11 protein-coding genes are annotated in these 12,882 nt (G+C 71.5%); 5 read left to right on the top strand and 6 right to left on the bottom strand.

Going from position 1 to position 12,882, the window contains the following annotated elements:
• Positions 1 to 182: 182 nt before the first annotated feature.
• Both AQI88_RS11190 and AQI88_RS11185 read left to right on the top strand, forming a co-directional pair.
• A complete protein-coding gene (locus AQI88_RS11190) occupies positions 183 to 1,679 on the top strand; it encodes a PspC domain-containing protein (protein WP_079057512.1) in 1,497 nt (498 codons plus the stop codon).
• Positions 1,666 to 1,896 (top strand): hypothetical protein, encoded by a 231-nt coding sequence (locus AQI88_RS11185; RefSeq protein WP_066995880.1) that lies wholly within the window; start codon positions 1,666 to 1,668, stop codon positions 1,894 to 1,896. The genes AQI88_RS11190 and AQI88_RS11185 overlap by 14 nt, the downstream gene beginning before the upstream one ends.
• On the opposite strand, the gene AQI88_RS11180 is transcribed toward AQI88_RS11185, so the two are convergent.
• Positions 1,893 to 2,423 carry a DoxX family protein gene (locus AQI88_RS11180; protein WP_066995877.1) on the bottom strand — a complete coding sequence of 177 codons (531 nt, stop codon included), beginning with the start codon at positions 2,421 to 2,423 and terminating at the stop codon, positions 1,893 to 1,895. The two genes, AQI88_RS11185 and AQI88_RS11180, sit on opposite strands and share 4 nt — an antisense overlap.
• Before the next feature lie 216 nt (positions 2,424 to 2,639).
• Complete coding sequence (locus AQI88_RS11175; RefSeq protein WP_066995874.1) at positions 2,640 to 3,926, bottom strand: hypothetical protein; 1,287 nt, start codon at positions 3,924 to 3,926, stop codon at positions 2,640 to 2,642.
• A gap of 190 nt (positions 3,927 to 4,116) precedes the next feature.
• Here AQI88_RS11175 and AQI88_RS11170 point away from each other — a divergent pair, with 190 nt between their 5' ends.
• Positions 4,117 to 5,019 (top strand): DUF4429 domain-containing protein, encoded by a 903-nt coding sequence (locus tag AQI88_RS11170; protein WP_066995871.1) that lies wholly within the window; start codon positions 4,117 to 4,119, stop codon positions 5,017 to 5,019.
• Here the strand turns inward: AQI88_RS11170 and AQI88_RS11165 are convergent.
• Entirely contained in the window at positions 5,012 to 5,806 is a 795-nt protein-coding gene (locus AQI88_RS11165) for a class II aldolase/adducin family protein (RefSeq protein WP_066995868.1), read from the bottom strand. The two genes, AQI88_RS11170 and AQI88_RS11165, sit on opposite strands and share 8 nt — an antisense overlap.
• 140 nt (positions 5,807 to 5,946) lie before the next feature.
• Here AQI88_RS11165 and AQI88_RS11160 point away from each other — a divergent pair, with 140 nt between their 5' ends.
• Positions 5,947 to 6,408 carry a pyridoxamine 5'-phosphate oxidase family protein gene (locus AQI88_RS11160; RefSeq protein WP_066995864.1) on the top strand — a complete coding sequence of 154 codons (462 nt, stop codon included), beginning with the start codon at positions 5,947 to 5,949 and terminating at the stop codon, positions 6,406 to 6,408.
• 12 nt (positions 6,409 to 6,420) lie between these two features.
• Here the strand turns inward: AQI88_RS11160 and guaA are convergent, their stop codons facing one another.
• Entirely contained in the window at positions 6,421 to 8,001 is a 1,581-nt protein-coding gene (guaA, locus tag AQI88_RS11155) for a glutamine-hydrolyzing GMP synthase (protein WP_066995861.1), read from the bottom strand.
• Positions 8,002 to 8,431: 430 nt separating this feature from the next.
• On the opposite strand from guaA, the gene AQI88_RS11150 reads away from it, so the two are divergent.
• The gene (locus tag AQI88_RS11150; protein WP_066995858.1) at positions 8,432 to 8,698 is read left to right on the top strand and encodes a chorismate mutase; all 267 of its coding nucleotides are present in this window, start codon (positions 8,432 to 8,434) and stop codon (positions 8,696 to 8,698) included.
• 657 nt (positions 8,699 to 9,355) lie between these two features.
• Here the strand turns inward: AQI88_RS11150 and AQI88_RS11145 are convergent.
• Together AQI88_RS11145 and AQI88_RS11140 are read right to left on the bottom strand one after the other, a co-directional pair.
• Positions 9,356 to 11,134, bottom strand: a complete 1,779-nt coding sequence (locus AQI88_RS11145; protein ID WP_066995854.1) for a GMC family oxidoreductase — start codon at positions 11,132 to 11,134, stop codon at positions 9,356 to 9,358.
• Between the two features lie 100 nt (positions 11,135 to 11,234).
• The gene (locus tag AQI88_RS11140) at positions 11,235 to 12,848 is read right to left on the bottom strand and encodes a succinic semialdehyde dehydrogenase (RefSeq protein WP_066995851.1); all 1,614 of its coding nucleotides are present in this window, start codon (positions 12,846 to 12,848) and stop codon (positions 11,235 to 11,237) included.
• Positions 12,849 to 12,882 lie beyond the last annotated feature (34 nt).

The raw sequence follows: 12,882 nt of genomic DNA, 5'->3' as shown, positions 1-12,882 counted from the left end.
GTCCACCCCCGAGACTCCCCTGATCTTCCCTCGTCTCTCCCCTCACCTGCCCGATCGCCTGTCCGCAAACGGCCGTCGGCCAGGGCTCGAACGCCTCCCGGCCCCGCCTCAGGGAAGATCTCAGGGTTCGCCCAGGGTCATCCCGACTGCCGTCGAGGCCACCGGGCCGTCACCATGGACGCATGACGGATCACGAGCACGCCGCGACGGGTCCGGGACCCGGCCCCGGCCCGCGCCCGGCCCCGGGCACCGGACCGACGGATGCCGCGCCCGCCGCGACGGGAAATACAGGCAGGACGGAGCCGACGGGAGCGACGGGAACCGCCGGCGCCGGTACAGCCGGTACAGAGAAGACAGAAGAGAAGACGGGGAAGACGGGGAAGACAGAGCAAGAGAACACCGCCGAGGCCCCCCACCGCTTCCGGCGCGACCGCCGGCACAAGATGATCGCCGGGGTGTGTGCCGGGCTCGGGCGGCAGACCGAGATGGACCCGGTGATCTTCCGGATCACCCTGGCCGTGCTGGCCGCGACCGGCGGCATCGGACTCCTCTTCTACGGGTTCGCCTGGCTCCTCGTGCCGTACGAGGAGGAAGAGGAGAACGAGGTCCGCAAGCTGCTGACCGGCCGGGTCGACGGCCACGCCCTGGCGGCCGTGATGTTCGCCCTGGTCGGCTGCGGGATCTTCCTGACCATGCTGAAGAACGGCGGGGTGCTGACCTTCGCCGTGGTGCTCTCCCTGTTGCTGGCCGGCTCCGGGTACTGGTCGCGGCGCCGCGGCGCCCACGGCCCGGACCCGCTCGCCGCGCAGGCCGCCGCCGATGCCCCGCCGGAGGCACAGGCGCCGCCGGTCGCCACCTACTACCCCTCGTGGTGGCGGGACCCGATCGTCAAGGACGGCACCCACGTCGGGGGCACCGGCTATCTGTGGGGCCCCGGCGACGCCCGCAACCGGGACCTCGTCTCGGCCGTCGACGTCGGTGTCGCCACCCCCTGGACGCACAGCAGCTCTCTGCGTCCCTCGCGCACCGAGCCCCCCATACCCCGCGGCCCGCGCTGGATCGGCGGCTGGGTGTTCCTGCTCGCCCTGCTGGCCGGGGGCCTGGGCGCCGGGCTGACCTGGGAGACCCACCCGCTGGGCACCAGCCTGCAGGCCGGCCTGGCCTCAGCGCTCGCGGTCCTCGGCCTGGGCATCGCGCTCAGCGCGTTCCTGGGGCGGACGGGAGCCAGGATGGTGTTCCTGGCGATCGTCACGGCGGCGCTGCTCGCGGGAGCGACGGCCCTGCCCAAGGACATCACGACCCACTGGAAGCGGGCGTCCTGGCAGCCGGCCGCGATGGCGGACGTGCAGCCCGCGTACGACCTCGGTTCCGGCGTCGGCACCCTGGACCTGACCCGCGTGCAGCTCGCCGGTGGACAGACGGTGACCACACACGCCGAGGTGGGTGCGGGGCAGCTGAAGGTGATCGTGCCGACGGACGCGACGGTGCAGATGAGTATCGACGTGGGGATGGGCGACATCCAGTTGCCCGGCGACAACAGGAAGGACGTGGACGTGAAGCCGGGCAGGCACCAGAGCGTGACGCTGTCGCCGGTCAAGGGCGGCAAGGACACCGGCAGGCTGGAGATCGGTCTCCGGGTGGGCGTCGGACAGGTGGAGGTCAGCCGTGCTGCGTCATGAGTTCCAGCCCGGAAGGCTGGTCGCCGGCCTCGTCTTCGCCGCCGCCGGCACCGTCTACGCCGGTGATGCGGCGGGCCTCTGGGACACCCCGTGGTTCGTGATCGTCCCGCTCGTGGTGGGCGGGCTCTGCCTGGCGGGTGCCACCGCGACCGTGACGCGGGGCATACGCAGACGGAGCGGCAAAAAGCGGCTGGGGCGCAGCACCCTGGACGGCTAGCGGTAGCCGCCGCTGCGCTGTCGTCGCCGCGCGCGCAGGACCGCATCCACGGAGAGGTACGGGGCGCCGGCGAGGACGAGGGGCAGCCAGGCCATCAGATAGGCGAGGTCGTTGCCGTAGTAGTAGGGCGTGGAGGCCCAGCTCACGGTCAGCCAGAGGCTGAGCGAGATCAGTGCGCCGCCGAGGGCGGCCAGGCGGCCGAACAGGCCGAGCAGGGTGCCGATGCCGACGGCCAGCTCGCCGAGGGCGATGGCGTAGCCGAAGCCGACCGGGTTCTTCAGGGCCAGGTCGATCAGGGCCGGAATGGCGGAGGAGTCGCGGGCCGCGCGCATCGTGTCGCCGATCGAGCCGGCGCCGCCGGACTTCATGAAGGCGCTGTCGGTGAGCTTGTCCAGGCCGGCGTAGATGAAGGTGACGCCGAGAAAGATGCGGAGCGGAAGGAGGGAGTAGCGGGTGGCGGTGTCCCGCCAGTCGCTACGGCCACTCAGATGGGAGGTGTGCGTGTCCGTCCGAATGCCGTGAGTCATCGCTCAAGCCCGCCTCTCGCCCACCGTGCCAGCCCCCTCCATGACGATACGTATGACGGCGGGGGACCGTTCAACCCTCTGCCGGATATCTTTCCGGATTTCCGGTTCTTCGTACGAGCGGGGCGGCCGGGTCAGATGGGGGCGCGGATCGGCCGGACGGGGTGGCCGTCACTCACCGGTTCTCTCCTCTCGCTCCGTTCACTCCGTCACTTCGGCTCACTCCGTCACTTCGACGATGCACCGGTTGGTCGCCACCCCGGCCGCGGTGACGACCTGTACCTCCACCGCCCCGGGCTCCACCTCGGCCGGTACCGGCACGGTCAGGACGGTGTCCGTCGGGTTGCGGAAGCCGCCGGTGACGGGGACCAGCGGCACGTGGACGTCGACCGCGCCGATGCGGACGACCGTGCGGGAGAGGCGGTCGGCGCTCTGGGCCCCGGGCGGCACGAAGCCGGTGCCCCGGATCTCGATGTCGTCGCCGGTGCGGATCGGGCCGTCCAGGTCGCCGGGCTCACGGGCGCGGACGACGGAGAGGATCACCGGACGGCCGCCCTCGGCGTACTTGCCGGCCAGGTAGGTCGCGGCCGAGATCAGCACCACGACCGCGAGCCCCCAGGGCAGGTCGGGCAGCCGGTCGGGGCGGCGGGCCAGCCGTACGGCGACGAACAGCAGGGCGACGGCGCTGATGACGACGTACTGGAGGTCGGCGAAGGCACCCCGGCCGGCGTCGTCGGTCAGCAGGTCGGCGGCGCGCGGACGGTGGGCGGGCACCTTCTGCAGCCGCTGGGTGCGGATGCGCAGGCCGACCACCCGGCGGACCAGCACGGCGATACCGCACACCACGGCCAGGACGGTCACCACGCCGGCCGCGCGCGCGAGGCCGAGACCGGAGATCAGTGCGTCGCGCTCGGCATGCTCGGAGGCGGCGGCCAGGCGGCCTGCCAGCAGCAGGACGGCATAGACGACGACCAGCACCCAACCGGCCGCCACCGTGCGGGAGGTGGACATCCGGTTGTCCTCGCCGATCACCGGCGCCAGCACCCCGCCGCGCGCCCGGTGGAACCAGGAGGCGGCGCTCAGCGCGCCCGCGACGACGAGCGCGGCGAGCAGTGCGGCGGTGCGGGCGCTGGTCCAGCCCGCGCCGATCGCGGTGAGCGACTCGGTGAGCAGCAGGACGACGACCGTGCCCCACACCACGTACACGGTGCGCCGCCACAGGCGGGCGAGCCACGCCTCGCCCTCCGCACGGCCGCGTTCGGCGACCTCCTCCGCCTGCTGGGTCAGCTCCTCGGAGACCCACTGGCGGGAGGCGGAGGCGGAGTGCGCCACGGCCGTCGGCAGGCCCAGCCCGGCCGCGAACTCGTCGCGTGCGCGCAGGAACGCGGCGACGGCCCGCCGGTGCCCCTCGCGGGCCCCGTGCGGACAGTCCCCACACGTGCAACCGCCTGCGTGCGCCCCGTCGGCACCCGTTGCCGTGCCCTGCCTCGCCTCCTGCACCGCCACGCCCGACGCCCGCCTTCCCCACGACCCGAGACACGGCCGGCGGCTCGGTCGTCGAGCCGTCCCGCTGCCGTGCAACTCCCCTGCGACGACAGCGAATTGTGCCGTACGCAGAGCCGTCCGGGTCCGCCGGGCCGGGTCACGGCGGGTGAAGTTCGGGCCTGTGTGTTGACCCGGCTGCGAGAATCTCCGTATGGCCGAGATCATCCAGCGGGACGGCACCTGGGCGTTCGACGGCAGCACGATCCGGATCACCCCCGGGCTCCACCGCTCGGTACCGCTGTTCCGGCAGACGTACGGAGAGGTCTCGGTACCCCTCGCAGCGGTCTCGGGTGTCGTCTACGAACCCGAGCGCAGGCACGGCCGGCTGCGCATGCGGCTGCGCGAGGGCGCCGACCCGCTGCTGCAGGCCACGGGCGGGCGGCTGCCGGACGCGGCCGATCCCTACCGGCTGACCGTGGACGCGGACCGGTCCGGGGTCGCCGAGTACGTCGCCGAGGAGATCCGGCACGCGCTGCTGCTCGACGAGGTCCCCAAGGAGCCGACTGCGGCCTATCTGCTGCCGGGGCCGCCGGTGCCGGTCTCGGTGCGGTCCTCCGACGGCACGGTCTCCTTCGACGGCGCCCAGGTGCGCATCGACTGGGCCGACACCTCCGACCGGGTCAAGCGCGCGACCGGCCCGCGGATCATCGGCCTCGGCGACCTGATCCAGGTCGAGTGGCTGCCCAACTCCGGCCACGAGGACGGCTTCCTGCGGTTCGTGACCCGGGAGACCGTGTTCTCCAAGCTGCCGCCCGAGCGGGACCCCTACACGCTCGACCTGTGGGGCAGCGTCCGGCGCGATCTGCTGACCGCGCTGGTCGCGGCGGCCGTCACCGCCCGGCTGCCGCATCCCTCCGCCCGCACCGCCGACGCGTCCACGCTCCGGGACCGGCCGTCGGCCGCCGTACCGGCGCAGGCGGACCACCACCGGGCGGACCACCACGACGTACTGCTGCGCCGGCTGCGGGAGCTGGGCGAGCTGCACCGGGAGGGGGTGCTCACGGAAGAGGAGTTCGCGATGACCAAGGCGGCGGTGCTCAGAGGGTTCAGCTGAGCAGGTCCGGTTCGCTGCGGCTGATGTCCTGCCACAGCGGCTGGTAGTTGATCCAGGCCACCAGGTCGCCGCCGAGTTGTTCGCGGGTGGCGACGGCCTGTTTGTGGTCGATGAGGACCGGGCGGCCGGCCGCCTTGGCCATCAGCTGCACCTGGCAGGACCGCTCCAGGGACATGAACCACCAGGCCGCCGCGTCCACCGAGTCGCCGACGGTCAGCGGCCCGTGGTTGCGCAGCACGAGCGCCTTGCGGGAGCCGAGCGCTGCGGCGATCCGGCGGCCCTCCTCGGCGTCGACGGTGACGCCGGTGTAGGCGTCGTAGAGCGCCACGTCCTCGTAGAAGGCGCAGCTCTCCTGGGTGATGGGGTCGATGAGGTCGCCGAGTGCGGCGACGGCCCGGCCGTGCACGGAGTGGCAGTGGGCGACGGCGACGACGTCGGGACGGGCGGCGTGGACCTGGGCGTGCACGGTGAACGCGGCCTGGTTGACGTGGTAGCGGCCCTCGACCACCTGCCCGTCCTGGTTGGCGAGGACGAGGTCGCTGACGGTGACGTGCTTGAACGGCATCCCGAACGGGTTGACCCAGAAGCAGTCGCTGAACTCGGGGTCGCGCGCGGTGATGTGTCCCGACACCCCGTCCTCGAATCCGGCGCGCCCGAAGATCCGCAGGGCACCCGCGAGCCGCTCCTTGCGGTGCCGGCGTTCGTCCTCGACCGAGTCGTGCATCGGCGGCATGGCGAACTGCAGCCGGTCGGTGGGCAGCGGCAGGGGCGGGGTGGGCCCGTGCATAGGTCCTCCAGCGGGGGGATTGCCGTACGAGCCGGAAGTTACCGCCGGTCAGCGCAAAAGGGCAGAGCTGTTTTGTAAAGATGGCGTACGCAGCGAATACACGACAGAGGTTGTCCGGTTTGCCGGTGAGACTGGAGCGTATGAACTGGGCAGCCTTCACCACCGCCGCATCCGAACTGGCAGCGTTCGCCGAGGAGCGCTTCGGCGCCTACCGGCACCACGTCCTCGCGACCCTGCGCAGGGACGGGTCCCCCCGCACGTCCGGCCTGGAGGTCCGTTTCCTGGGCGGAGAGCTGTGGCTCGGCATGATGCCGGACTCCCTGAAGGCTCTGGACCTGCTGCGCGACCCGCGCTTCGCGCTCCAGGCGAATCCGGGGGCCGACGTGGGCAGCGGGGACGTGCGGGTCAGCGGCCGGGCGTTCGAGGTCGAGGACGGCGAGACCAGGGCGGCATACGTCGAAGAGGTGGAACCGCCGCAGCCGTTCCACCTCTTCCGCACCGAGTTGACGGAGGTCGTACGGACCTACGTCGAGGACGAGAAGTACCTGGTCACCCAGGTCTGGAAGCCCGGAGAGCCGGTGCGGACCCTCAAGCGGACCTGAGCCTCAAAAGGCTTACTCCCACTCGATGGTGCCCGGGGGCTTCGAGGTCACGTCGAGGACGACGCGGTTGACGTCCCGGACCTCGTTGGTGATCCGGGTCGAGATGCGGGCCAGGACGTCGTACGGCAGCCGCGACCAGTCGGCGGTCATGGCGTCCTCGGAGGAGACCGGGCGCAGGACGATCGGGTGGCCGTAGGTGCGGCCGTCGCCCTGGACGCCGACCGAGCGGACGTCCGCGAGCAGGACCACCGGGCACTGCCAGATGTCCCGGTCGAGGCCGGCCGCGGTCAGCTCCTCGCGGGCGATGGCGTCGGCGTCGCGGAGCAGGTCCAGGCGCTCCTTGGTGACCTCGCCGACGATACGGATGCCGAGGCCGGGGCCCGGGAAGGGCTGGCGCTGGACGATCTCCTCGGGCAGGCCCAGCTCCTGGCCGACCATCCGGACCTCGTCCTTGAACAGCTTGCGGAGCGGCTCGATGAGCTGGAACTCCAGGTCCTCGGGGAGGCCGCCGACGTTGTGGTGCGACTTGATGTTGGCGGTGCCGGTGCCGCCGCCGGACTCGACCACGTCCGGGTACAGCGTGCCCTGGACCAGGAACTCCACGGCCGGGCCCTCGTCGGCGATGATCTCGGCCTGCGCCTGCTCGAAGACGCGGATGAACTCGCGGCCGATGATCTTCCGCTTCTCCTCGGGCTCGCTGACGCCCTTGAGCGCGGTGAGGAAGCGCTCCTCGGCGTCGACGACGACCAGCTTGACGCCGGTCGCGGCCACGAAGTCCTTCTCGACTTGCTCGGTCTCGCCCTTGCGCATCAGGCCGTGGTCGACGTACACGCAGGTCAGCTGGTCGCCGATGGCGCGGGCGACGAGGGCGGCGGCGACGGCGGAGTCCACGCCGCCGGACAGACCGCAGATCGCGCGCTTGTCGCCGACCTGCTCGCGGATCGCGGCGACCTGCTCCTCGATCACGTTGCCGGTGGTCCAGGACGGGGTCAGGCCCGCGCCGCGGTACAGGAAGTGCTCCAGGACCTGCTGGCCGTGCGTGGAGTGCATGACCTCGGGGTGGTACTGGACGCCGTAGAGCTTCTTCTCGTCGTTCTCGAAGGCGGCGACCGGGACGACGTCCGTGGACGCGGAGACCGTGAAGCCCTCGGGGGCGGCGGAGCAGGCGTCGCCGTGCGACATCCACACGTGCTGCTCGGCCGGGGTGCCCTCGAAGAGGGTGGAGGACGTGCGGGAGACGTGCAGGTCGGTACGGCCGTACTCGCGGGCGCCGGTGTTGTCGACGGTGCCGCCGAGGACCTGTGCCATCAGCTGGAAGCCGTAACACATGCCGAAGACGGGGACGCCGGCCTCGAAGAGCTCGCGGCCGAGGCGGGGGGCGCCCTCCTCGTACACGGACGAGGGGCCGCCGGAGAGGATGATCGCCGCGGGGTTCTTGGCGAGCATCTCCTGGGCCGGCATGGTGCTCGGCACGATCTCGCTGTAGACCCGCGCCTCGCGGACGCGACGGGCGATGAGCTGGGCGTACTGCGCGCCGAAGTCGACGACCAGGACGGTGTCGGGGGTGGCGGCAGACTGGGTCGCTGATGACACGGGGTGCCTTCCGGCGGTTGGGCGGGGTCTGGTGTTTACCGATTCTACCGGGGTGGGCGTGGGTGACCTCGCCGTCCTCCCGGGGGCTCCGCCCCCGGACCCCGTTACCTGTGCCCACCCACCGCCCGACCCGGGCCGGCGGAATGCGGCCCCGGAAAGCGACCCCACCCGCCCCGGACCGGCGGAGTATGCCGTCCTGTCCGGCTGTCTGGGGCGTGCAGGTGGCGTGGCATACTGAGGTCGTGCTTACGCAGACGACCCGCTTCTTTACCTATGGCAACCGGCCCGCCGGATGCCATGGTCGTGCTGCTTGAGCCGAACGCCAAGCGACTTCCCAGGCGCCCCGGGCCGACAAGGCCCGGGGCGCCTGTCGTTTTCCGTGGCCTTTCGTTCCGGGGCATCCGCCGATCACCTCCCGAGGAGCCCCGACATGACCACCGTGACGACCACCGGCGCGGAACAGACCATCGCCGACGCCCGCGAGCGCATCGACGCGCTCGACGACCGGATCATCGGCCTGATCCAGGAGCGGATGGCCGTGTCCGCCGTCGTGCAGGAGACCCGTATCGCCTCGGGCGGCCGGCGCGTGCACCTCTCCCGCGAGATGGAGATCCTCGGCCGCTACCGCGAGGCCCTCGGCAAGCCGGGCACCGCCTTCGCGATGACCCTGCTGGAGCTGTGCCGGGGTCGCATCTGAGTTCGGTCCCGGTCTCACCCGTACGGCGCGTGACCGGCCCGCGCACGCTTCGTTGAGTCGGTTGTCCGTGCCAGCCAGGGGCGGGCCCGACAGAACCACGCGTGGCTCGCTGGAGCGATGAGACGTACGGGTCGTGCCGTGCGTCGTGGGACCTCGCTCCAGGAAAGTGACCGGACGGCAGGGGACAGCAGCCCGGTCACCCAAGAGAACGGTCGGCCCCGGGGACGCCCGGGGCCGACCGGCGGAAAATTGCAAAAATGCACCAGTGCCGGGTCAAACGGTTGCGGATGCCTCCACCATCCAGCACGATGCGTAGAAGCCCCCAAGTCCCCGCGCAGACAACGGCACTGCTCCACCGCCTGTCCGCCTGCGGTCGAGGCCACAGAGCCAGCGGCGCAACCCCCCGGCGCCGCTTCCAGGCACCGACGCTGCCCTGACGTCGGTGCTGACGAAAAGAAGGGCCCCGCGGCTCAAGTTCCGCGGGGCCCTTCGTCGCGCTCATCGTGCGTGACTCACTTCACAGGGAAATTCCGCGAGGCGGGGCAACCGTCCGGGGTCCTCACTGATCAAACCTGCTGCCGGATCAGAAGACGGTAAGAAGCGGGTGACCTGCGTTCGGAGGGGGATGCAGGTCACCCGTCGCTTTTCCCGGTCCGGCTACTTCTTCGGCGGCACCGCCGGGATCCCCAGGAACGGCAGCTTCAGCGCGCCGAACGCGTCCGCGGGGACCGCCGGGTTCCGCGGCTCCACCGGCTTCAGCCGCTCGTACGCCGCTCCCGGCGCCGGACGCTGATCCTCCTCGTCCTTGTTCGGCCAGTACGACATCGCCCGCTCGGCCTGTGCGGTGATCGTCAGCGACGGGTTCACACCCAGGTTGGCCGAGACCGCGGCGCCGTCCACCACCGAGATGCCGGGGTGGCCGTAGAGCCGGTGGTACGGGTCGATCACGCCGGTCTCCGCGGAGTCGCCGATGGGGCAGCCGCCGAGGAAGTGCGCGGTCAGCGGGGTGCCCATCAGCTCGCCGACGTTGCTGCCGGCGAAGCCGTTGATCTCGGCGGCGAGGGCCGATGCCGCCTCCGAGGCGGCCTTGATCTGCTTGGGGTTCGGCGCGCCGTGGCCCTGCCGGGCGGTGAGCAGGCCCTTGCCGACGCCGCCGGGCTTCAGGTACGTCGTCAGCGAGTTGTCCAGCGACTGCATCACCAGGCCGATGATGGTCCGCTCCGACCAGCGCCGGTTGGACAGGGAGCGGGCGACCAGCAGGGGGTGGCGGGCCGCGTTCGCCAGCCAGGCCAGGACGCGCGAGGAGCCCTCGGCGTAGGGGACCTGGAGGATCGACAGGCCGCCCATCGAGTTGGAGCCCTTGCCGTAGCGGACGGGCTCGATGTGGGTGTTCTCGTCGGGGTGGACGGAGGACGTGATGGCGACCCCGCGCGTGAAGTCGGCCCTCGGTTCGCCGGTGGCCTTGCGGTAGCGGCGGTTGTCCGTCTGCGCGCCGACCAGCGCCTCGGAGTTGGTGCGGGTCAGGTCGCCGAGGCGGGCGGAGAGGTACGGGAGCTGCCCGCCGGCCTTCATGCGGTGCAGCAGGCTCTGGGTGCCGTAGGTGCCGGCCGCGATCACGACCTTCCGCGCGGTGAAGAGCCGCCCCTTGCCCTTCTTCTTCTCGTCCGTCGGCAGCGTCGCCACCGCGTACCCGCCCCGCGAGTCGTCCGTGACGGACACGACCGTCGTCATGGGATGGACCACCGCGCCGGCCTTCTCGGCGAGGTACAGGTAGTTCTCGTTGAGGGTGTTCTTCGCGCCGTGCCGGCAGCCGGTCATGCACTCGCCGCACTCGGTGCAGGCCTTGCGGGACGGACCGGCCCCGCCGAAGTACGGGTCGTCCGCCTGCCCGCCCGGCTTGGCCTTGGCCGTCCCGTCGGCGTCCTTGCCGTCGCCGAAGAACACGCCGACCGGCGCGAGGTGGAAGGTGTCGCCGACGCCCATCCGCTGTGCCGCCGCCTTCAGGTGCACGTCGGAGGGGGTCATGGTCGGGTTGAGCCGCACGCCGAGCATGCGCTGGGCCTGGTCGTAGTACGGCTTCAGCTCCTCCTGCCAGTCGGTGATGTCCCGCCACTGGGGGTCGTCGAAGAAGGCCTTCGGCGGCACGTAGAGGGTGTTGGCGTAGTTGAGCGAGCCGCCGCCGACGCCTGCGCCCGCCAGCACCATGACGTTGCCCAGCAGGTGGATGCGCTGGATTCCGTAGCAGCCGAGCTTGGGAGCCCACAGGTAGTTCTTCAGGTCCCAGGAGTTGCGCGGGAGAGCCTCACGCGTGTAGCGGCGTCCCGCCTCCAGCACGCCGACCTTGTAGCCCTTTTCTGTCAGGCGCAGGGCGGATACCGAGCCGCCGAAGCCTGAGCCTATGACAAGGACGTCGTAGTCGTAAGCGTCCTGGGGCACGGGGATCTCCTCGTTGAGTTTCGCGTGCGGGTTGTCTGTGGTTTCTCGCGCTCACGCGGCGGAGCCGCATATCGATACAGCCCCGCGTCCCTCAGGTGGGTTACCTGAACCGGAATGCCTTCATGAGCCGGAGGCTGCGGCTCATGAACTGGGCGTACTTCTCGTCGTCCATGCCGAGTGACGGCGCCATCGGCAGCAACCGCTGCTGGGCCACCGTCTGGGCCTCCGTGTACTTGAGGATGCCCTCGGAGCCGTGGCGGCGGCCGAGGCCGGAGTCCTTCATGCCGCCCATCGGGGACTGGACGCTGCCGTAGGCGGGCGCGTAGCCCTCGTTGACGTTGACCGTGCCGGTGCGCAGCCGGGAGGCGATGTCCTGGCCGCGGCGGGCGCTCTTGGTCCACACGGACGCGTTCAGGCCGTACGACGTGGAGTTGGCGCGCTCGACCGCCTCGTCGTCCGTCTTGAAGCGGTAGACGGAGACGACAGGGCCGAAGGTCTCCTCCTCGCACACGGCCATGGAGTCCTCCACGCCGTCGAGGATGGTCGGCTCGAAGAAGTACGGGCCGATGTCCGGGCGGGACACGCCGCCCGCGACCACCTTCGCGCCCTTGGCGACGGCTTCCTCCACATGCCGTTCGACGGTCTTCAGCTGCCGTTCCCCGACCAGCGAGCCCATGTCGGCGCCGTAGGCGAGGGAGTTGCCGAGCCGCATGGCCCTGGTGCGGGCGGCGAAGCGCTCCAGGAAGGCGTCGGCGACGGACTCGTGGACGTACAACCGCTCGATGGAGATGCACAGTTGGCCGGCCGAGGAGAAGCAGGCGCGTACGGCACCGGCGGCCGCCTTCTCGATGTCGGCGTCGTCCATCACCAGCATGGCGTTCTTGCCGCCGAGTTCGAGGGAGACGCCGACCAGGCGGGCGGCGGCGCCCTGGGCGACCTCGCGGCCGGTGCGGGTGGAGCCGGTGAAGGAGACGTAGTCGGCGTGCCTGACGACCTCCGGGCCGACGACCGGGCCCTCGCCGAGCACGACCTGGAAGACGTCGGCGGGCAGTCCGGCCTCGATGAGCAGGTCACGCGCCCAGAGGGCGGTCAGGCAGGTCTCCGTGTCCGGCTTCATCACCACCGCGTTGCCGGCCACGAAGGCGGGCAGTGCGTCGCCGACGGACAGCTCCAGGGGGTAGTTCCAGGGGGCGATCTGGCCGACGACCCCGCGCGCGTGCCGGAGTTCGGTGACCTTCGTCAGGGTGGGCATGGCGCCTGCGTGCCGCTTGGGCCGCAGGTAGCCGGGGGCCCTGCGGCCGTAGTGGCGGGCCGCGACGGCGACGGCCTGCACCTCCTCGTGCGCATGCAGGCGGGCCTTGCCGGTCTCCAGCTGGATGAGGTCGAGGACCTCGGCCTGGCGGGCGAGCACCAGGTCGTGGAAGCGGAGCAGCACGGCGGCGCGCTGCCGCACCGGCGTCCTCTCCCACACCGCCTGCGCGGCGCGGGCGGCCTGGTAGGCCTTCAGGACATCCTCGGGCGTGGACTCGGGCAGGTCGGCCAGCTTCTCGCCGGTGAACGGGGTGTGGTTGGCGGTACGGCCTGAGCCGACGACGCCCTTGGTCAGCTGGGCCACCAGCTCGGGGGTGACCACGTCGGCAGCGGTGCGGGCGCCCTCGGGGGCGGGCGCGAGGGGGTTGGTGCCGGTGATGTCCGGGGCCTGCGAGTCCGTCATGACGCGCAGGGTATGCCGCAGCGGGGGCTTTGGG

This window comes from Streptomyces cellostaticus (assembly GCF_001513965.1).
GTDB classification, from domain to species: Bacteria; Actinomycetota; Actinomycetes; order Streptomycetales; family Streptomycetaceae; genus Streptomyces; species Streptomyces cellostaticus.
Note: the sequence above shows the minus strand (reverse complement) of the source record. Positions and strands in the feature narration are given on the sequence as shown.